General features: G+C 57.7%; 17 protein-coding genes. 11 read left to right on the top strand and 6 right to left on the bottom strand.

Annotated features, from left to right (window positions below; translation table 11 throughout):
- Positions 1 to 284 precede the first annotated feature (284 nt).
- Positions 285 to 1,520, top strand: coding sequence for a hypothetical protein (locus RRF56_RS24265; protein WP_317035726.1), 1,236 nt, complete (start codon positions 285 to 287; stop codon positions 1,518 to 1,520).
- 10 nt (positions 1,521 to 1,530) lie between these two features.
- Here RRF56_RS24265 and RRF56_RS24270 read toward each other — a convergent pair whose 3' ends face one another.
- The 3 genes from RRF56_RS24270 to RRF56_RS24280 all read right to left on the bottom strand — a co-directional run bounded on the left by RRF56_RS24270 (position 1,531) and on the right by RRF56_RS24280 (position 4,235).
- Positions 1,531 to 2,247 (bottom strand): response regulator transcription factor, encoded by a 717-nt coding sequence (locus RRF56_RS24270; protein ID WP_317035727.1) that lies wholly within the window; start codon positions 2,245 to 2,247, stop codon positions 1,531 to 1,533.
- Positions 2,248 to 2,519: 272 nt separating this feature from the next.
- Entirely contained in the window at positions 2,520 to 3,224 is a 705-nt protein-coding gene (locus RRF56_RS24275; protein ID WP_317035728.1) for a rhomboid family intramembrane serine protease, read from the bottom strand.
- 78 nt (positions 3,225 to 3,302) lie between these two features.
- Positions 3,303 to 4,235, bottom strand: a complete 933-nt coding sequence (locus RRF56_RS24280; protein ID WP_317035729.1) for an LD-carboxypeptidase — start codon at positions 4,233 to 4,235, stop codon at positions 3,303 to 3,305.
- Between the two features lie 73 nt (positions 4,236 to 4,308).
- Between RRF56_RS24280 and RRF56_RS24285 the strand changes: the two genes are divergently transcribed.
- Positions 4,309 to 4,467: a chlorophyll a/b-binding protein gene (locus RRF56_RS24285; RefSeq protein WP_317035730.1), complete on the top strand. Its 159-nt coding sequence runs from the start codon at positions 4,309 to 4,311 to the stop codon at positions 4,465 to 4,467.
- Positions 4,468 to 4,534: 67 nt separating this feature from the next.
- On the opposite strand, the gene argF is transcribed toward RRF56_RS24285, so the two are convergent.
- Positions 4,535 to 5,452: an ornithine carbamoyltransferase gene (gene argF, locus RRF56_RS24290; RefSeq protein ID WP_410510688.1), complete on the bottom strand. Its 918-nt coding sequence runs from the start codon at positions 5,450 to 5,452 to the stop codon at positions 4,535 to 4,537.
- A 281-nt stretch (positions 5,453 to 5,733) separates the two neighbouring features.
- Here argF and RRF56_RS24295 point away from each other — a divergent pair, with 281 nt between their 5' ends.
- The 5 genes from RRF56_RS24295 to RRF56_RS24315 all read left to right on the top strand — a co-directional run bounded on the left by RRF56_RS24295 (position 5,734) and on the right by RRF56_RS24315 (position 13,112).
- Positions 5,734 to 8,133: a CapA family protein gene (locus RRF56_RS24295; protein WP_317035732.1), complete on the top strand. Its 2,400-nt coding sequence runs from the start codon at positions 5,734 to 5,736 to the stop codon at positions 8,131 to 8,133.
- Positions 8,134 to 8,246: 113 nt separating this feature from the next.
- A complete protein-coding gene (locus RRF56_RS24300) occupies positions 8,247 to 9,113 on the top strand; it encodes an aldose epimerase (protein ID WP_317035733.1) in 867 nt (288 codons plus the stop codon).
- Positions 9,114 to 9,479: 366 nt separating this feature from the next.
- Complete coding sequence (locus tag RRF56_RS24305; protein WP_317035734.1) at positions 9,480 to 10,502, top strand: permease; 1,023 nt, start codon at positions 9,480 to 9,482, stop codon at positions 10,500 to 10,502.
- Positions 10,503 to 10,653: 151 nt separating this feature from the next.
- Entirely contained in the window at positions 10,654 to 11,451 is a 798-nt protein-coding gene (locus RRF56_RS24310; RefSeq protein ID WP_317035735.1) for a TIGR03943 family putative permease subunit, read from the top strand.
- A gap of 2 nt (positions 11,452 to 11,453) precedes the next feature.
- Positions 11,454 to 13,112 carry an Ig-like domain-containing protein gene (locus RRF56_RS24315; RefSeq protein WP_317035736.1) on the top strand — a complete coding sequence of 553 codons (1,659 nt, stop codon included), beginning with the start codon at positions 11,454 to 11,456 and terminating at the stop codon, positions 13,110 to 13,112.
- 134 nt (positions 13,113 to 13,246) lie between these two features.
- Here RRF56_RS24315 and pgeF read toward each other — a convergent pair whose 3' ends face one another.
- Positions 13,247 to 14,035: a peptidoglycan editing factor PgeF gene (gene pgeF, locus RRF56_RS24320; RefSeq protein ID WP_317035737.1), complete on the bottom strand. Its 789-nt coding sequence runs from the start codon at positions 14,033 to 14,035 to the stop codon at positions 13,247 to 13,249.
- A 232-nt stretch (positions 14,036 to 14,267) separates the two neighbouring features.
- On the opposite strand from pgeF, the gene RRF56_RS24325 reads away from it, so the two are divergent.
- The 4 genes from RRF56_RS24325 to RRF56_RS24340 all read left to right on the top strand — a co-directional run bounded on the left by RRF56_RS24325 (position 14,268) and on the right by RRF56_RS24340 (position 18,441).
- The gene (locus tag RRF56_RS24325) at positions 14,268 to 15,095 is read left to right on the top strand and encodes a biotin--[acetyl-CoA-carboxylase] ligase (protein ID WP_317035738.1); all 828 of its coding nucleotides are present in this window, start codon (positions 14,268 to 14,270) and stop codon (positions 15,093 to 15,095) included.
- A gap of 312 nt (positions 15,096 to 15,407) precedes the next feature.
- Positions 15,408 to 16,550 (top strand): M23 family metallopeptidase, encoded by a 1,143-nt coding sequence (locus RRF56_RS24330; RefSeq protein WP_317035739.1) that lies wholly within the window; start codon positions 15,408 to 15,410, stop codon positions 16,548 to 16,550.
- Positions 16,551 to 16,594: 44 nt separating this feature from the next.
- A complete protein-coding gene (locus tag RRF56_RS24335) occupies positions 16,595 to 17,017 on the top strand; it encodes a thioesterase family protein (protein ID WP_317035740.1) in 423 nt (140 codons plus the stop codon).
- Positions 17,018 to 17,451: 434 nt separating this feature from the next.
- Positions 17,452 to 18,441, top strand: coding sequence for a methyltransferase domain-containing protein (locus RRF56_RS24340; RefSeq protein WP_317035741.1), 990 nt, complete (start codon positions 17,452 to 17,454; stop codon positions 18,439 to 18,441).
- Here the strand turns inward: RRF56_RS24340 and RRF56_RS24345 are convergent.
- A complete protein-coding gene (locus RRF56_RS24345; protein ID WP_317035742.1) occupies positions 18,402 to 19,484 on the bottom strand; it encodes a class I fructose-bisphosphate aldolase in 1,083 nt (360 codons plus the stop codon). The genes RRF56_RS24340 and RRF56_RS24345 overlap by 40 nt on opposite strands.
- Positions 19,485 to 19,549 lie beyond the last annotated feature (65 nt).

The following is a 19,549-nucleotide window of genomic DNA, read 5'->3' on the forward strand; positions in this document are numbered from 1 at the left end:
GCTTCCCCTACGAGGGGATGGCTACGGAGAATCCTAAGGTAGGCCAAGGGATTGAGCGATTGTGATGACGTGGTGGTCGGTGCAGTTTTGCCTCGCTGGTTCCATTTTTGGCACGGCGGTTGGCGGCGGGGGCGTCCGAGGTAGCTTTTACCACTGGCACATTTCCTAGGAAATTGCTGTAGCTCAATTGGAATTACATAACAACCCCACAAAGTTAGACCAGCCGATGGATTGGCCAGGTTGGTTATTCGCTATCTCAGTGTCGTTGTTAGGATTGGGTAACTATGAAGACCGCATCTACCTGCTGTGCTATGCCCCCATCGTCCCCTGGGTTTACACCACAACCCCTAGATCATTCGCCCGCATCTGGTGACGGAGCCCCTACCGTTGCCCCTCTAGTCAACGATCTCTTTATGGCCCATCTACAACGGCGGCCGGCCGGGCTGGTGGGGGTGATGGGTCGAATGACGGCAGAAGTGGACCGCATTTGCGCGATGAGCGATCGCATCCAGACCTCAGGGGAGGTGGGCCACTGGCAAACCGCCTTAGTGCGCCACCGGGTGAGCAAGTGTCTGGCCTACTACGATATGGGGTCTAACCACCAGGGCCGGGTAGAGCTACACAGCAGCCTTAGCGCCATTGTCTACCGCCACGTGGCTCCTCGGGGCAGCAATCTGGGGTTTCAGGGCCGCTATGCCCTGCTCGAAGATTTCATGCAAAACTTTTACATTGAGGTGCTCAATGCCTTTCGGCGAGAGCACGGGTTAGCGGAGACCTATACCCCTCGCACTCGCATTGAGCTGGCGGAGTATATGGCCTTTAGTGAACAGTACGCCAAGCGCCGAATTTCCCTGCGGGGAGGGCACAGCCAGCAGCTCATTGTGCTGCGAGCTCAGGCCTTTAGCCGCCGCCAGCCCAGCGAAACCTCGGTCGATATGGCGTTGGTCACCGAGGGGGCCAAAACCGAGGCTGCCGAAGGCCACGCTCGCAGCTCCGTGGTGCAGCAGGTGCGCGAAAAAATGATGGCCGATGCCGATGATCCTGGCGATGGGGTGATGCGCGATCGCGTCGTTAACGCCCTGATGCAGTACCTAAAAGAGCAAAACCAGCCTGACTGCGTCGATTACCTGGTGCTCAAACTGCAAGATTGCTCAGCGGCAGAAATTGACGATATTTTGGGGCTGTCGTCTCGGGAACGCGACTATCTTCAGCAGCGCTTCAAGTACCACGTCGAGAAATTTTCCCAGCAGCACGAGTGGGAGTTGGTACACCAGTGGTTAGGGGCCAACCTGGAGTCTCGTCTGGGCATGACTCCCAGGGAGTGGGGCGGCTTTTTAGCCACCCTACCCACCGACTATCGAAACTTTTTGACCCTCAAACAAACTCAGCCTAGCTTGAGTAACGAGGCGATCGCCCAAGCCCTCGGCTGGACACCCAAAAAGGTCCAGCGCAACTGGACCAAATTGCTCAAGCTAGCCTGGCACTACCGCAACCAGTCTCACGGGTCGGAGGCTAGCTGAGCCCAGGTGGCTAGCCTGCGATCGCTTCTTCTCCAATGCCGGGCGGCTCAAACTTGTAGCCTACCCCGCGCACCGTCTGAATGAGCGCTGGTTGAGTGGTATCTTTCTCAATTTTTTTGCGAATTTGGCCGACGTGCACATCGACCACCCGTTGATCGCCCACGTAGTCGTAGTCCCACACCTTTTGAATTAGCTCGGCCCGCCGCCACACCCGGCCTGGGTGACTCGCTAAGAAGTGCAAAAGATCAAACTCTAGGGCCGTCAGGGGCACCATTTCTTCGTTGAGCATGACCTCTCGACGGACTGGGTCGATGGCCAGGCTATTGAACATAAGACACTGCTGCTCGGCAGCAGTCACCGGGCGTTGGCGTTTGAGAATGGCCCCTACCCGCACCTCTAGCTCGCCTAGGCTAAAGGGCTTAGTCAGGTAGTCGTCGGCCCCTTCGTTAAAGCCCCGAATTTTGTCTGACTCGTCGGTGCGGCTGGTCAACATGAGCACAAAGACACCCGTGCGTGACTGCATCTCTTTACACAGGTCATAGCCGTTGGTATCGGGCAAGTTGAGGTCGAGAATGACCAAGTCCGGGGTAAATTGCTCAAATACCGCTAGGGCCTTTTTGCCGTCCTCGGCCGACTCCATTTCATAGTCCTGCTTGGCCAGGAACCGATGAATCAAGTTGCGAATTGCGGGGTCGTCATCGACAACGAGGATCTTGGCTTCCGCCATAGTCGTACCTATCTGTAAGTTGACTGGTCTAGCTAAGATTCAGGAACTTGCGGGGTGCTGGCGACAGCGTAACTTTACGCTCCCTTAGTGCTTTTCAAGCACTTTTAACGGCATCAGCAATAAAACCACAAATAATTCTCTAGCTTACTCGAGAACTTTATGAAGTTACCACCCGTGGTGAGTCTCAAGACCGCAAAGCCTTGATGACTTCTGTGAATTCACCGATGACCCAAACGGTATTGGGAGACCACAGCAGGGGCGAAGGCTAGGGGTCAGCGGCGGGGCGATCGCGGTTTAGGAGCCATCAGCCCCAGCAGCGGTCCTAAGATCAGGCCAAACACAAACCCGCCCGAGTGGGCCCAGTAGGCGACTCCACTCGACCCCAGGTTGACGTCGCTGCTGAGGCTGGCCAGGCTGAACAGCGCCTGCTGTACAAACCAAAACCCCAGGAAAAAAATCGCCGGAATACGAACCGTGGTAAAGAAAATAATCAGCGGGATCAGCGTCACAATGCGAGCCCTAGGGAACCGCAGAATGTAGGCCCCCATCACCCCGGCGATCGCCCCGCTGGCTCCGATGGTGGGCACCGTCGAGGATGGGTCAAAAACCCACTGAGTGAGGCCCGCCAGCACACCGCAGCCCAGATAGAAAATCAAAAACCTCAAATGGCCTAACCGATCTTCAATGTTGTTGCCAAAGACCCATAGGTACAATAAGTTCCCTCCTATGTGAAAAAAGCCCCCGTGGAGAAACTGAGACGATATCAGGGTGAACCACTCGTAGGCAGGGGCCTGCATGGCCCCTTGAAAACTCTCGGTTAGCTGGGCTGGCACTAATGCCCAGGTGTCAAAAAAGCGATCTAGCCCCTCCCTCGACAGGCTGAGCTGAAACACAAACACGGCAATGTTAAGTCCAATCAGCCCGTAGGTCACCCCAGGGGTAATGCTGACGGGGTTGTCGTCACGGAGCGGAACCACGGCTGTACCTAATGTGTGACTTTAATTGTAGAAATACTCAGATAAAACACCCAGGCCAAGATTCCCAGCCGCAACGATCTAGGCGGCCGACAAAATTTCGAGGCTCCCGGTATCACCATTTAGCCGGGCCAGGGATCCTACCGGCAGGGCCGCATTGTCACCATCATGACCAAACGGTAAACCAGATACCACCGGTATGCCCAGGTCGCCCAGGCGATCGCGCAGCACCTCTGCCACCGTCAAGCTGGGCACCCCGTCGGGCGGCTCGCAGCGGCTAAACCGCCCCAGGGCAATGCCTTTAACCCCTACCAACTTGCCCGCCATCCGCCAGTGGGTCAGCATGCGATCGATTCGGTACGGGGCCTCAGTGACGTCCTCAAAGGCCACGATCGCCCCAGTTAGGTCGGGTGCGTGGGCCGTGCCCAGCAAATGGGTGGCTACGGTCAGATTGGCGGGCCACAGCCGGCCAGTCACCGTCCCTCCACCCCAGCCTTCGCCGTGGAGGGGCAGTAGACCGTGCCCCGTCACCAGCGATTTCAACCGCTGCTGCGACCAGTCGGGCTCGGTGGCCAGGGTCGTGAGCAATGGTCCGTGCACCCCCACCATGCCCCGGCACCCCAAACTCCACAGCAGACTGGTGATATCGGAAAAGCCAATGAGCCACTTGGGAGCCAGGACCTCGGGCCATTGCCATCCTTCGAGCAGACGAGTGCCCCCATAGCCGCCTCGGGCACAGAGAATGCCTTTGTAGGTGGGATCGGCCAGGGCAGAGCCCAGCTGATGGCGGCGGTTGTCGTCGGCCCCAGCCAGATAGCCCCACTGCTCTCTAACCCCAGGGCTAACGTCAACCCCAAAACCCCAACTGCGCCAGACCTCTAGCCCCTGGTTAAAACTTTCTAGCTCTCGCAGGGCACCGCTAGGGGCGATCACCCGCAGGCGATCGCCCGGCTGTAGAGGTGGTGGATAGCGAAAGTCTCCTGCCCCACCGCTGGTAACACTGTACTGACTCAATCCCCTAGCTCCTGGCCCGTAACTTATGAACAAACTCGCTATAATGCTTTACAAAGCGTTACAAAAGAAAACTATGTCCAACTCCCCTACCTCTGCTGAATCTCGCGAATGGGGCTTTACCCGTGCCGCCGAAAGTCTCAACGGTCGACTAGCGATGCTGGGATTTTTCTTTGCCGTTGTGATCGAGCTGTTGAGCGGTGAAGGAGTACTGCACTTTCTAAACCTGGTGTAAACGCAGGTCGGGGAAATGACACCACTCAATACGCTGTCTGAGAGCCCGGGATCTACAGCTTTCCCAATTACCCTAAAACGCTTGCTAGCAAAGCCTTTTGAGCATGCATCCGATTCTCCGCCTGATCCCATACTCGGGAGGCGGTACCCTCAATGACATCGTGGGTGATTTCTTCGCCGCGATGAGCAGGCAGGCAGTGGAGCACAATCGCATCGGCACTGGCCTGAGCCAGCAGCGCATCGTTGACTTGGTAAGGCTGAAACACCGGCAGGCGCTGGTCGGCTTCTGATTCCTGGCCCATGCTAGCCCAGACATCGGTATAGAGCACCTGGGCCTCTTTCACGGCTAGCTCTGGGTCGGTGGTGATCATCACTTTGCCCTGTCCCTGCATCAACCGCTGGGCCTGTTCGACTATGGCAGGGCTGGGGGCATAGCCCTCAGGACAAGCGATATGGACGTTCATACCCACTAGGGCGCAGCCAATCAAGAGTGAGTGGGCGACGTTGTTGCCATCGCCTAGGTACGTCAGAGTTAGCCCCTCCAGAGATTTAAAGGCTTCTTGTATGGTCAGCAGGTCGGCCAAAATTTGGCAGGGATGCTCTAGATCGGTCAGTGCATTGATGACCGGAATCGACGCGTAGTCGGCAAATTCTTGAATCTCGGCTTGATCAAAGGTGCGAATCGCGACCACATCGAGATAGCGATCGAGCACTCGGGCGGTGTCGCTAGTTGGCTCACCCCGGCTCACCTGGGTCACCCCCGAGTGTAAGTCGAGCACCTGACCCCCCAGTTGGTACATAGCCACCGAAAAGCTGACGCGGGTGCGGGTTGAGGCTTTGCGAAACAGCAGCCCCAGCACTTTATGCGGAAACTGGGGGTTGTGCTTGCCTGCTTTAAGCTCGGCGGCAAAGGTGAGCAGGTCGCTCAGTTCGGTGGCTGTCAGGTCGCTTAGGCTCAGCAGGTCGCGCCCGCTTAGGGGTGGCATGGACATGGGCAAGCTTCAGTAAAAATAAGACATTAGCAGATTATGGGGAAGGCTCTGATGGGTCTGTATCGGCAGGGGCAGAACCGTAATCTAGGATGCAGCTATGGAGTTGGAGCGATGGTTAGCGCTAAGGTGTGTCGCCCTTTCAAGTCTGAACTATGATTGGGGGCATTGCACCTGCCGTGGCTATTGTTGCCTCTGGCATCAAGCCCTCAGAGCAGTGCACTCAGGGGGGTTTACAGCCATCCTTTCCTTGCTGTCTTGTTTACTTTTATACGTTTATGATTAGTGCGGTTGTTCCTCCCCAGGCGTTGCCTTCAGGGCCACTACCTCAGCCTCCTACGGTACGGGAGCGGGCAGCGGCAGGATATTTTCGGGATATTGCGCTGTGGCTCAACCAGCCCCTGGCCCCCCACGGTATTTTTGTGCAGGTGCAGGCCGAACGACCTGGCTGTTTACGGCTGGTGGTTGAATTTCAGCAGCAGCCGATTAAAGATCACCTACTGCGATTTTTATGCCATCGCTTGTGGTTGCTGAATTCAGAACTGATTGAGGGCATCTATGTGGTGGCACGTCCCCTCGGCCACCGCCGGGTGTTGTGGGAGCAGCGGATCAAAATTGTTACCCCGGCGCTCAAACAGAGCCAGCAGCGCCCAGTGGTGAAGCTCCAGCGCAGTCAGTCGTCAACGATGCCGCCCAAAATTCGCCCGCCCCGGCCATCGGCTAAGGGATTGTCGCGCCAGCATTTGCAAACTCTGAGGGCTTTTGTGCTGTCGGGCTCGGCGGTCGCCGCCTTTGTGATGGGTTGCCTGCTAGAGATCATTATTTCATCGCCATCGCCATCGCTGCCTCAGTTTTCGGCTCAGTCTGAGGTGCGATCGCAGGAGCGCGCCAACCGAGGGGAAGGTACCCCCGCTACCCAGCCGTCCTTTGAGGTGGGGGCACGGGAGTCGGTACCGGCGATCGCCCTAGAGGCCTCAACTTCAGCAGCACCCTTGGCTAACCGCCCTACCGTAGTGGATACGGTCCTAGAGCCCGTAGGCGTGATTACTCACCAGAAGTCAACGCCCATTCCCTCTAACGATGTCACCCTGCTATTTGGCGGCGACATTTCTCTCGATGACATTGCTCCAGACACACTGGACGCTCCGGGCGGCTTTTTTGCCGACGTGGCTGAATACAGCCAGGCTGACCTGGCCTTGGTCAACCTGGCCACCCCCTTAGCTACCGCCGCCACCAACCTCGAAGAAGAATTTCGCCAAAAAACCCGCGCCGATGCCGTCGACCTCCTGGTCAACAGTGGGGTAGACATTGTTAACCTCACCCACAGTCGCCTGATGGACTATGGGGCTGCGGGTCTCGACGAAACGATTACCACCCTCGATAGCAAAGGGCTCTACCGCATTGGGGCTGGGCGCAACGCCATGGAAGCTCGCCGTCCTGAAGTGCTAGATGTCAAAGGTAAGCGAATTGCCTACTTGAGCTACGCCATGGGCGGCAACAACGCCGCCCACGACGACGCCATTCTTAAAGAGCGGGCCGGAGCCGACAACCAGGCCGTAGCCAAAGAGGTCGAAAACTTCAAAGCCGCCACCGCCTTCAAAAACCGGGCTGGGTTCAATGCCCAAGACATGCCCGAAATTGTGGCCGACATTCAGGCCCTGCGCAACGACGTAGACTGGATTGTCGTGAACTTTCGCTGGGTCGATCATCTCAGTGAAACTCCCAATTTTATGCAGACTAACCTGGCTCGTTTGGCCATTGATCAAGGAGCCGACGTGGTGGTGGGCTATCACCCCACAGTCATTCAAGGGGGCGAAATTTATAAAGGGCGACCCATTGCCTACTCCCTAGGCGACTTTGTCTTTCGCCCCGATGACCCCATCGAAAATCAAGACTCTGCCGTGCTGAAGGTCTCGCTCAAAGACGACCAAATGCAGATCGAGTTGGTGCCTGTGCGGGTGCGTGACTCTCGCCCTAAAACCTTAACCGGCCCCGCTAGTGAGTCGGTGCTACAGCGCATTGAGCAGGCCTCTTCACAGTTTGACCAGCCGCTTAAGTCACCAGTGCTGCTGGATCTCAAAACGCCAGAACTGCCTCCTGAAACCGTCAGCGACCCCAATAGCCCCTTTGTGTCGCCTGAGGCTGAAGAGGTACTGCCGGTGGAGCTAGAACCTAAGCAAAACCTTCAACCCGAGAGCTTGGTTGAACCAGATAGCTCAGGTGATGATATTCCCGTCGATCCCTCAGCTCCCACACCGTCGTCTGAGGCGGAGGAGCCTGCGGTATTGCCCGAGCTAGAAGTGGAGTTCGATGGCGACCTGAAGGAGTGGGGACCCAAAGTATCGCCCGAACAGCGTGAGTTTCAGCCGGTGCCGCCCCAGCGTTCGGGCGGCGACGCGCCCAGTGCCCCCGCGGGTAACAAGCCCAGCGCCGAGGCCGCTGCTCCCAAACCCCAACCCCAGCCCCACCTGTGGGGTGAAGAACCCGTGGCTCAACTAGCCCCCCTAGAGACCCTCCAGCAGGAAGCTCCCCCGCTCGATGCCTCTGAGTTAAAGTCTTCTGCAGCGATCGTGCCCTCTGCGGATTCTCTAGAACCCACGGTTCCTTTAGCACCTGTGGAAGCAACGACCTGGACTGATACCGTTCCCGATAGCCCAGTGCTACCGGCAGAGGACTAAAGCCTTAGGTTCCTGCCCTAGACCGAGGCTAGGGCGGGAGCTCGGAGGGGTAAGCCGCTCTCCACCAGGGGTGTACTGTGGTAACGTCTAGGCGTAGTGCCCTGAGGTGTTCTGTGTTTGCCGTTGCTCTAAAAGCAGACCCCGCTGCAACTTACGTTCTGTCTGACACCGATACCGCTCGGCTAGAGATCGTGCCCGATCGCGGTGGGTTGGTGACCCGCTGGCAGGTCGAAGGCCAAGACATCTTTTACTTTGACCGCGATCGCTTTGCCCACCCCGAACTGTCGGTACGGGGTGGCATTCCAATTCTGTTTCCGATCTGCGGTAATTTGCCCGATAACCAATATCATCTCGGTGATCAGAGCTTCAGCCTTAAGCAGCACGGCTTTGCCCGCGATCTACCCTGGCAGGTTACCCAGCAAGATGTCTCTGAAGCCGCTAGCCTCACCCTCGAATTGACCAGCACCGAGGCAACCCTAGGGCAGTACCCCTTTGCCTTCAAGCTGGCCTTTACCTTTAAGCTAAAAGGCCATTCTCTAGAGATTCAGCAGCGGTTTACTAATCTTGCCGACCAGGCCATGCCCTTTGCGACTGGGCTACACCCCTACTTTTTAGTCGAAGACAAGTCTCAGCTAGACTTTGACATTCCTGCGATTGAGTATCGCGACCACCTGAGTGGCAGCGTGGAAACCTTCGGGGGCAGCTTTGATTTTGAGCAAGCCGAAATTGATCTGGCATTCCAGGGGTTAACGGCCTCAACCGCTACGGTCATCGACCGTCATCTGGGGCGGCAACTGACCCTTACCTGGAGCGCCGACTATACCAAACTGGTATTTTGGACGGTGAAGGGAAAAGACTATTACTGTCTAGAGCCCTGGACTGCCCCACGCAATGCCCTAAATACAGGTGAAGATCTGTTGATGTTGGCACCCCAAGAGACTCTAGAAACCACAGTCGGTATGGCGGTTTCGTTTTTATAGTCCCGTCTTTCTGTCGCCTCCAGATGTCGTCGAAGTCGTCAGCCCGCTGCCCAGTAACCGCCTAATACTAAATCTTGTTTGGTTACCCCCGGTTCAGCAGGGCGCATGCCATGGGCCCCTACGGTTTGGTCTTTTGGAAATCGGGGTTATGCAATTCGGATGTGGTATCCCTCAGGCTCAGAGTCTGGTTGTCCGGGGTTGAGGATACGCCTGAGCTAACTTCCGTTTGCCCGGTGCCCCAGCGTGGGATCACGGCTGGCAAGGCGATCCCCGCTACAGGCAGCAGGCAACAAGATCCGCTAAAATGTGCTTCTGCCTGGGGGTGACCACCTACCGGGATTGGTTCCCCGCCCCATAGTTGCTTTTATGACCCAACTTAACAACGGCATTACGCTATTTTTTAGCTTGCTGGTCGAGGCTATGCCCTTTTTGCTGCTGGGCGTGGTGTTTTCGAGCGTGCTGCTGCTGTTTGTCGATGAACAAAAGCTGCTGAAGATGATGCCTAAAAACGTCGTCTTGGCGGCGCTGGCGGGGAGTCTAATCGGATTTATGTTTCCGGTGTGCGAGTGTGGCAATATCCCCGTGGCTCGGCGGCTGCTGACGAAGGGAGCGCCGACAGCGGTGGCGATCGGATATTTGCTGGCGGCCCCAACAGTGAACCCCATTGTGTTTTGGGCCACCTGGATTGCCTTTCGTGACCAGCCCGAAATTGTGTTTTTGCGGGTGGGCTTCAGCCTGCTGATTGCCACTACGATCGCCTTGATTTTTAGCACCCAGGCCGATATCCGTCCTTTCTTGCAGGACAATCTCACTCGCCTAATGGCGGAGCCAGAACCGGTGGCAGGCGAGGCCAAGGCGCAAGAGGTGTCGCCGCTGCTCAAGTCAGGTACGTTCTTAATGCAGTCGCCGGGGCAGGTGCTACAGCTCGATGCGCCCCCGGCCCAGGTGCTCGCCCAGGTGGCTACGGCCCCACCACCCCTGGCTGCTCGTCTGCGCATGATGGTCGACAATATGGTGCTTGAGCTGCGCGAACTGGGGGCCGTATTGGTGATCGGCAGTGCGATCGCCGCCTTTGTCCAAGTGGCTGTGCCCCGTGAGGTGATTTTGGGCTTGGGTCAGGGACCTGTGACCTCGATTTTGGCGATGATGACCTTGGCCTGGGTAGTGTCGATCTGTTCTACGGTTGACTCTTTCTTTGCGCTATCATTTGCCTCGACGTTTACCAGTGGTGCTCTGCTGGCATTTCTGGTATTTGGCCCGATGATCGATCTCAAAAACATTAGCCTGTTGCTGACGGTGTTTAAGGGGAGAGCGATCATTTACATGTTTGTGCTGGCGGCCCAACTCACATTTTTGCTGACCCTAGTGATGAATTTTTATACGGGCTAGCCCCTAGATTGTTGGAGATTGGCTTTCAAGATTGGTTGTATAGCGGCGCAAAACTGGCGTTTAAGCTGAGTAGTTCACGATCTAGGCGGCCTTGCTGCCAGTCTGGTCTAACGACATTGTTTTTGCTGATGTGTAACATCGACCTACGCCCATGACCTCACGTTCTAGCTCTAACGGTTCTCGGGCCTCGGCGAGGCGACCCATCCCCTGGCAGGCCCTGGTAGACGCGGTCATGCTGATCCTTTGGGGTCTGATGCTGCTGCGCTTTACGGTGACAGGTAAGCTTTACCTGCTGCTGCACCCCGACTATATGTGGCTGGCCCACCTAGCTATGGTGCTGCTGCTGGCCATGGGCACCGCTCGCTCGGTGCAGATATGGTCGAGCTACCGCCAGGGACGCGGGCAAACCCTACGCAGTCAAGAGCACATTGCTCTACTGCCCCGGCAGTTGAGCGTGGGCTTGCTAATTGCGATCGCGGTGTTTGGGCTGATTTACACCCCTCGCCCCTTTGCCAGCGAAACCGCCTTTCAGCGGGGCATTACCGATGTGCTGGGCCAGACGCGATCGCGGCCCCAGCGGTTTTCTCTCGGGGGCGACTCAGAAGAACGCACCATTGTGGACTGGGTGCGCACGCTCAATGTGTATCCTGAACCTGACGCCTACGCGGGGCAGGCGGTTAGAGTGAGTGGGTTTGTCACCCACATTCCCGGTTGGCCCGACAACTACTTTATGATTTCTCGGTTTGTGCTGACCTGTTGTGCTGCCGATGCCTACCCCGTGGGCCTGCCGGTAGTGTTACCCGAGGGCACCCCTCGCCCTGCCCCTGACACCTGGCTTGAGATTGCGGGTACGGTACAAACGAATACTCTTGACGGTAAGCGCCAGCTCACCATTGGCTCCCCCACCCTGACCGAAATTCCTGAACCCCGGACTCCTTACGAATACTAACTATGGCCCGTCGCCGTTCTCGCCGTCGTTCTCGCACCCATCACCCCCTCGACCGAGTTGCCATAGCCGTTATGGTTGGCCTGGCGCTGGCCCTAGGGCTGCTGGTGCTCTCGGGCGACCACGCTACGGCACGGGTGCGTGACTTTACCTGGCAAGACCGCCAGGTCGGGGCCGAAGATCGGGCGTTTTTAATCACCTTTAGTCGGCCGATGGATGTGGCCAGCGTAGAAAAAAACCTCATCTTAGAGCCCCCCCTGCCGGGTAAGGTGAGCTGGGCCGGGCGGCGGATGGCCTATACCCTCACCGAGCCCCTGCCCTACGGGGAATCGTTTAAAGTCAGCCTTGAGGGTGCGCGCGATCGCTACGCTGCCCTCACCGCTGGCACCAGCCGTTTTGAGCCCTTTGTCAGCCAGTTTGAGACTCGCCGCCGGGCCTTTTTGTACATCGGTACAGAGGGCGACGAGGCCAACCGCCTGGTGTTAGCCGATCTGGTGCGTCAAGAGCGCACCATTCTTACCCCCAAGAGCCTATCGGTCCTGGCCTTTAAGCCCTATCCCCTGGGCGATCGCGTGTTGTTTTCAGCCACCGACACCAGCCAGGATGGCAGCTTGCTAAACCAGCAGATCTACACCGTCACCACGGGCATTACCCCCCGTCCACCCGTCGATTTCATCGGCGATCGCCCGCCCCTGTGGCGACGGCTGCTGCCTCAGCCCCGGGCATCGGCCTCGGGCGAACTCGAACTGGTGCTCAACAACCAAAATTATCAGAATCTCAAGTTTGATCTGTCTGCCGATGGCCAAACTATTGTGGTGCAGCGGGTCAACCAGCAAAACCCCGCCGACTTTGGCCCCTGGCTAATACGAGCCGGATCTGCCCCCCAACCCATTGAAACAGAGCCTGGGGGAGATTTCTTAATTGCTCCCGACAGTCAATCGCTGCTGCTGCTCCAGGGCCAGGGCACCGCCATCATCGATCTCAATGACGGCACCCACAGTGGTCCCCGGCAGCCCCTCGACTTTTTGCCCAACTATGGCCGCGTGCTCGATATGGCCACCGACGGATCCGCTGCCGCCATGGTTAATTTCAACCAAGACGATCCTGAGAAGCGGTTTACCGAATCGCTGTTTTTAGTCACCAACCAGGGTCGTGAAGCAGAACTTCTACAGGTCAGCGGCTCGATCTTAGACGCCCAGTTTGACCCCACTGGCCAGGTGCTCTACGTGTTGGCCAGTGAACTCGTCGATGCCGAAACCCTGGCCGACGAGAATACCCTCCAATCCGCCGATGCCTATATTGAGCAGCCCCTGCTGTTGGCTATTACCCTGAGCGATGGAGCGGTCAACCCCTTGCTACGGCTGCCTCAACAGCAGCGCAGCCACCTGAGCGTGGCCCCTGATGGGCGATCGCTCCTGCTCGATCTTGCCGGTCAATCGGTCGCCCTAGACGCAGCAGAGGCGGCAAAAATCTGGCATTTGCCCATCGTTTACCAGCCCGTAGTCGCCGACCCCGAAACTGCCGAGATCACTGATTTAGAAGATCTACAAGCCTCTGAGGCCAGCGACCCCGAGGCGTCTGTCAGCCCGCTGGCGGATGTTCCCACAGTCGTCGTTCCAGAGGCGTTTCCCTTCAGCGGTATTCAGGCTACCTGGCTGCCCTAGGGGCTGTCATCAATTCACCGCTGATGACCAAGAATTAGGGGTTGCAGCCCCTAGGCTGTTCTGGGGTCGGGCGTGGCAATGCTGGTGGGATCAAGATTTTAGCCACAATTGATGACACGCCCTAGGGCCTAGCCTCAGCAGCTACCTGAGTGGTCGCTGACAATGCCCGACCACTGCACCTGCTTTTCTCCCGTGCGGCGATAGGAAAAGAACCGCCCTGGTTCCTGAAAGGTGCAGTGGGGAGCCACGGCCACCTGGTTGGGGCTCAGGCCTAGCTGCACTAGCTGCCAAACATTGGCCAGGCGCACGTCCAGACGGGCTTTGCCCGGGGTCTGATCGCTGAGCACGGGGGAATTTTCCCAGGTCTGGAGTTGTGCGATCAGCGCAGCATCGTCATCGGGAGCCTCAGCGATGAGAGTACGCCCCACGGTGGCAGCAACCTCCACCGACACCTGGTACACGGCTCCGGCGATCGCCGGGCCAATGGCCACCACCAAATCCTCTAGGCGACTGCCGTGGGCCTGGAGTTGGCCCACGGCCACCGGCACAATGGCCTGAGCCGTGCCCCGCCAGCCTGCGTGGATCGCCGAAACTTGCCCAGTGGCGCGATCGCCAATTAGCACCGGGCTACAGTCTGCCGAGCACACCCAGAGGGCTTGACCGGGGCGATCGCTCACTAACCCATCGGCCTCGGCCATGGCCACTGGGCGGTTGTCCTGGGGCAGAGCGGCTGGGGTCAATACCCGGTTGCCATGAACCTGCTTTACCCGCTGTACCGTCGCCTCTTCCCTCAGGGCCGCTACTAAATCAGCTGGAGGCTGGGGCCAAAACTGCCGCGTAAAAAAGCCATGGGGCCATGGGCGCAGTAGCTCGCAGGTCAAAAACTCTTGCCCCTGCCAGGTTTGCCAGTGCCAATCTGCCATGGTGCGCTCCCATTCCTTTGCAATTGTCTGTACGATGCTACAGCGCCAATGTCCGTTCTTGGCCTGTGAATCCCGAGAGTGTAGAGCAGAGGTCAAGCTATCTAGAAGTTTTATCAAGTTCTACCGAGGTGCTGGGCCGCCACAATTTTTAGATTGGCTGGGGTGGTAGCGTAATCATTATGCATAAACCTCTATTTGTACCTCTATAGTTACTGCCTAGGATCCCTGCCGGGTGAACTTAAACCACCTCCATCAAGCCCTCCTCCAGCCTCCTAAAGCCCTGGGAGTTATGCGTGAATACCAGGCATTACGGCCTCGTTTTCAGCTTCAGGTAGTCGAACAAATCGATTCTACCAACCGGGCCTTAGCAACCATGATGGCCGCTGGAGCTCCTGCTGGTAGCGTCCTGATTGCGGTTAGCCAGCAGTCGGGTCGGGGCCAGTGGGGACGACAGTGGCAGTCTCCTCCTGGTGGCCTGTACCTATCCCTAGGGCTCAAGCCTGAGCTACCGGCTCACCGCAGCCCCTACCTCACCTTGGCTAGTGCCTGGGGGGTCGTCACCAGCCTGGCCCATTTAGGTCTGCCCGTGCAGGTCAAATGGCCCAACGATCTTGTGGCCCAGGGCAAAAAACTGGGCGGGGTGCTGGCCGAAACCCGCATCGAAGCAGGCCAGGTCCAGGATGTGGTGATTGGGCTGGGGCTGAATGGATTCAACCCGGTGCCCACCACCGGAATTTCGATTCAGCAGCTGATTCAACCGGAATTGGCCCCTGGTCCCCTGAAGACCTTGGAGGGTCTGGCCGCCGTAGTTCTCTATGGTCTGATGCAGGGCTATCTCCACTGGCAAAACCAGGGGGATGAGACTTTTCTTAAGACCTATCAGGCTCGTATGGCCAATCTCGGCCAAACATTGACCCTGGAGGGGAACCCGGCACAGGTAATTGGGGTGGCCCCCTCGGGTAACCTGCGGGTACAAATAGCGCAATTGCATGAAACTGCACCAGCGGTCAAGACGCTGGAGATTGAACCAGGTAAAGTAACTTTGGGCTACAATGCGTAGCGGCTGATTATGACAGAAACTTATAACTTAGAGTCCATCCAAACGGCCAAGCCTTCTAGGATGTATACCTCCGTGGCTTGGCTACAGATGCTAATGGTCATCGGAGGTACCGGCTTGACCTACAGTGGTTGGGCCATGGCAGAAACCGGCAATCCTGCTGACCAGCAGGATACAGTCAAAACCTCCGCAGACTATCTGGCACCGGGTCATACCAATACCCATCGTTCAGGGTCTACGGCTACTCTAAGCCTACCGTCTCAATCTGCGGCAAAACCAGAGTTTTCCCCCCCGCGCCCGTCACCATCAGCCGTTGTGACCTCTCCCCCTCCAGCGAGCCAGCCGATGTTTTCTCCGGTTCCCCCTCCACCGCCCGCGGCTATCACCATTACTATTCCGACTGCCCCTTCGGCCCCCACTATGGCCGAAACATTGCTCAAGCCTGCTGTCACCTCCCTGGCCAATGAAGCAGCTAGTGAAGGAAGCCCCTCGGAGGCCCCCGCCGCTAACAGTAGCCCTGTCGCCCCCGCTGTCGAGCCCACCCCTGCTGTGCCTCCCAGCATTGCAGCCGATGAGTCGGTGCCCGCAGGCTACAACAGTGTCTTTATCGACTCCACTGACTACAACTTGGGCGCGACCCAAGCCCCGGCGACCAATGCTCCCAATGTCGTCTTTTCAGAGCGCTCCACGGGCTGCCAAATTACGGTCGCTCCCGGTCAACCCGGCCCCAGTTCATCCTGCGCCGCCAGTGCCTCGACTGCCCAGGCAACCGCTGTAGCGGGCGGCGATCAGGGAGAGATTCGGGTGGGGCCAATCGCCGTCGGAGCCCAGGGGGTACGCCTGGGTAGCACTACAATTATTAGCCGAGAGGCTCTGAACGAACGGCTACGGCCCCTCAATATTTTGCGACGCGGCAATGAAGAATACGTCTTCCCGCTGTCTATTCCGGCCTCGATATCGTCGCTGTTTGGCTGGCGGATGCACCCGATTCATCAGAGCTGGCGGTTTCACGCCGGTACTGACTTGGCGGCTCCTACGGGTACCCCAGTGCTGGCTACCCGGTCCGGGCGCGTCGCGGTGTCAGACTTTTTGGGCGGCTACGGCCTCACCGTGATTTTGCGCCACGATGAGGGCAGTTTAGAGTCTCGCTACGCCCACCTGTCTCAGCTGGCGGTAAAAGCTGGAGAATGGGTTGAACAGGGCGAAGTGATTGGTTTAGTCGGCAGTACCGGTAACTCTACTGGGCCTCACCTACACTTTGAGCTGCGCCAGCTTACCGGAGATGGTTGGGTCGCTAAAGATCCGATCGAGGTTTTGGAATATGGCTTGGCCAATCTCCTGGAGCTGGTAGGAAATCCATTAGTGGCCCTTGGGCGGGGCGCGGCCACGGCGGCTGAACCCGAAGAGACCCTTCCTGGCGACTACCCCTTCCGTCCGGCCCAGCCCAATGCTAGCTAAGGTCTCTGGGGTTAGCCATTACGTTGAGGCTGGGGAAAGCCGTTATGGGCTACTGCTTTGAGCATCAGGTTCGGTTTCACGAAACCGATGGGGCGGGGGTGGTGTACTTCGCCAACGAACTAACGATGTGCCACGCCGCCTATGAAGCCTCGTTGGCGGCGGCAGGGCTAGACCTAGGGACCTTCTTTAAAGCTGAAGTCGTGGCCTATCCAGTTGTGCATGCCAGCATAGACTATTGCCGACCCCTGGGCTGTGGCGATCGCATCACCATTGACCTGACCCCTACCCGTCTAGATGACAACTGCTTTGAAATTCAGTATCTGGTCAAGCTAGACGATGCCGTGGCGGCCCAGGCGCTAACTCAGCACGTCTGCATTGAGGTGGCGACTCGTCGGCGTTATCCCCTCCCTGCCGCCATGGAGCAGTGGCTAGAGCGCTGGGGTAATAGTGCTGCCCCATTGAATTAGGAGTCGGAAATGATGGAGGGGAGCTGGCAGGAGTGGCTGTTTGTCGCTGGCTATGTGGGATTTTTGGTGGCGATCGCGGCCCTTGTGCTCACGGCCCCACCCAATAGATGAGCGTGTCGTGATTAGTTTTTAAAGGTTGCCGTGTTGTTTCCGTAAATTCTCGGTAGTACCCTACCCCAGACAGCGCGTAATTGGCTAATCTTAGGAACAAGCGCTTAAAGGGCGGCTTAATTTTTCACTTAAACGTCAGATAGGCGTCTCCTGATGGGGTTTCCCCCGGCTTCGGTCGGGGGTTTTTATTGGCAGGGTTTGCTCAGCAGCGGCAGCCCAGCGGACGGCAGGGACAGCGTGCATTAGCTTGATGGGGGCGCTGAACCTTGTCACAATAGAATCACAATTGTGATTCAAACCCTACCCCAGCAGCTTCCTCTTGCATGAACGCATTCACCAGTCTTGGCCTACTACTTGCCCTCTTGTCCGGGGGGGCGGCGCTTTACCTATTTACCCCTCGCCGCTACGAGTCGGCCAACTCCGTCGCCAACTCCTACGATCAATGGACCAACGACGGTATTTTAGAGTTTTACTGGGGTGAACACATTCACCTGGGCCACTACGGATCGCCACCCCGCCGTAAAGATTTTCTCGCCGCCAAAGCTGACTTCGTCCATGAAATGGTGCGCTGGGGCGGTCTAGACCGCCTGCCAGCGGGCACCACGGTGCTAGATGTGGGCTGCGGTATTGGCGGCAGCAGCCGAATGCTGGCCCGCGACTATGGCTTTGAGGTAACCGGTGTCACCATTAGCCCCAACCAGGTAAAGCGGGCTCAGCAACTCACCCCCGAGGGGGTGTCTGCTCGCTTTCAGGTAGATGACGCCATGGCGCTGTCGTTTCCCGATGCCAGCTTTGATGTGGTGTGGTCGGTGGAGGCCGGCCCTCACATGCCTGACAAAGCTATTTTTGCCCGCGAACTACTACGGGTGCTCAAGCCCGGTGGGGTGCTAGTCGTTGCCGACTGGAACCAGCGGGATGACCGCAAAAAACCCCTCAACGCCTGGGAAAGACCAGTAATGCGTCAGCTACTTGACCAGTGGTCGCACCCCGCCTTTGCTAGCATTGAAGGCTTTGCCGAACAGCTAGAGGCCACCGGATTTGTGGCTGGCCAGGTAACAACCGCCGACTGGTCTAAAGAAACCCTACCCTCCTGGCTCGACTCGATCTGGCAGGGGGTGATTCGGCCTCAGGGCATGGTGCGTTTTGGGCCAGCCGGAATTATCAAGTCGGTGCGGGAGGTGCCGACTTTGCTGCTCATGCGGCTGGCCTTTGGGGCCGGGCTGTGTCGGTTTGGCATGTTTCGAGCGGTGCGGGCCAACCCGGCAGAACACCCTCAGGCGATGGTGATGTCGTCAGATAGGTACACATCTTGAATTAGGTGAAAGAGTTTCACCCCTTCTTTGAAGTCGCGCTGGAAGGTTTTGCGGCCCGAAATTAGCCCCATGCCCCCGGCCCGCTTGTTGATCACGGCGGTGCGGATGGCCTCAGCAAAGTCGGTTTTGCCGGAGCCACCGCCGGAGTTGATCAGCCCCATGCGCCCGGCGTAGCAGTTGAGTACCTGGTAGCGGGTGAGATCAATGGGGTGGTCGGTGGTGAGGTCGCTATAGATTAAGTCGTGGGTTTTGCCGTAGGTGCCGCCAATGGCTTTGGCCACTGCCCCATAGCCGTTGTTGACCTCGGGCAGCTTTTGCTTGATGATGTCGGCCTCGATGGTGACGCCTAGGTGGTTAGCCTGGCCGGTGAGGTCGGCGGCGACGTGGTAGTCTTTGTCTTGCTTAAAGTCGCTGCTGCGCAGATAGCACCAGAGAATGGTGGCCATACCCAGCTCGTGGGCCCGCTGAAAGGCAGCGCTGACCTCTTGAATTTGCCGGGTCGATTCTTCAGAGCCGAAGTAGATAGTGGCCCCTACGGCTACAGCTCCCAAATTCCAGGCCTGGTCGACATCGGCAAACATGATCTGGTCGAAGCGGTTGGGGCTAGTGAGCAGCTCATTGTGGTTGAGCTTGACGATGAAGGGAATTTTGTGGGCATAGCGACGGGCCACGCTGCCCAGTACGCCCAGGGTGGTGGCGACGGCGTTGCAGCCCCCTGCGATCGCCAGTTCGACAATATTTTGCGGGTCAAAATAAATTGGGTTGGGGGCAAAGGAGGCTCCAGCGGAATGCTCAATGCCCTGGTCTACGGGCAAAATCGACAGGTAGCCAGTGTTGGCTAGGCGACCATGGCCGTAGAGCTGTTGCAGACTGCGCAATACTTGGGGGTTGCGATCGCTCTGGGCAAAAATGCGATCGACCCAGTCTGGCCCTGGTAGGTGCAGCATCGACTTCGACACTTTGGCGCTATAGCTCAGCAGCGATTCGGCATCGGGGCCAAGCCAGTCGGCAATTGTCTCTGGAGATGACAGGGTAGTAACCATAAAGAGTGAGTTGAGTCACGGCACAAACTGTCTAAACGTTAGCCCAAGGATAGAGAACCGTGAAC

Origin of the sequence: Nodosilinea sp. E11 (genome assembly GCF_032813545.1) — a bacterium.
Lineage (GTDB): Bacteria > Cyanobacteriota > Cyanobacteriia > Phormidesmidales > Phormidesmidaceae > Nodosilinea.

Bases quoted from the DNA above. Each gene is read 5' to 3' on its own strand.
- RRF56_RS24265 (WP_317035726.1), top strand. From the start codon at position 285: ATGAAGACCGCATCTACCTGCTGTGCTATGCCCCCATCGTCCCCTGGG.
- RRF56_RS24270 (WP_317035727.1), bottom strand. From the start codon at position 2,247: ATGGCGGAAGCCAAGATCCTCGTTGTCGATGACGACCCCGCAATTCGC.
- RRF56_RS24285 (WP_317035730.1), top strand. From the start codon at position 4,309: ATGTCCAACTCCCCTACCTCTGCTGAATCTCGCGAATGGGGCTTTACC.
- argF (WP_410510688.1), bottom strand. From the start codon at position 5,452: ATGCCACCCCTAAGCGGGCGCGACCTGCTGAGCCTAAGCGACCTGACA.
- RRF56_RS24295 (WP_317035732.1), top strand. From the start codon at position 5,734: ATGATTAGTGCGGTTGTTCCTCCCCAGGCGTTGCCTTCAGGGCCACTA.
- RRF56_RS24305 (WP_317035734.1), top strand. From the start codon at position 9,480: ATGACCCAACTTAACAACGGCATTACGCTATTTTTTAGCTTGCTGGTC.
- RRF56_RS24310 (WP_317035735.1), top strand. From the start codon at position 10,654: ATGACCTCACGTTCTAGCTCTAACGGTTCTCGGGCCTCGGCGAGGCGA.
- RRF56_RS24315 (WP_317035736.1), top strand. From the start codon at position 11,454: ATGGCCCGTCGCCGTTCTCGCCGTCGTTCTCGCACCCATCACCCCCTC.
- pgeF (WP_317035737.1), bottom strand. From the start codon at position 14,035: ATGGCAGATTGGCACTGGCAAACCTGGCAGGGGCAAGAGTTTTTGACC.
- RRF56_RS24335 (WP_317035740.1), top strand. From the start codon at position 16,595: ATGGGCTACTGCTTTGAGCATCAGGTTCGGTTTCACGAAACCGATGGG.
- RRF56_RS24340 (WP_317035741.1), top strand. From the start codon at position 17,452: ATGAACGCATTCACCAGTCTTGGCCTACTACTTGCCCTCTTGTCCGGG.
- RRF56_RS24345 (WP_317035742.1), bottom strand. From the start codon at position 19,484: ATGGTTACTACCCTGTCATCTCCAGAGACAATTGCCGACTGGCTTGGC.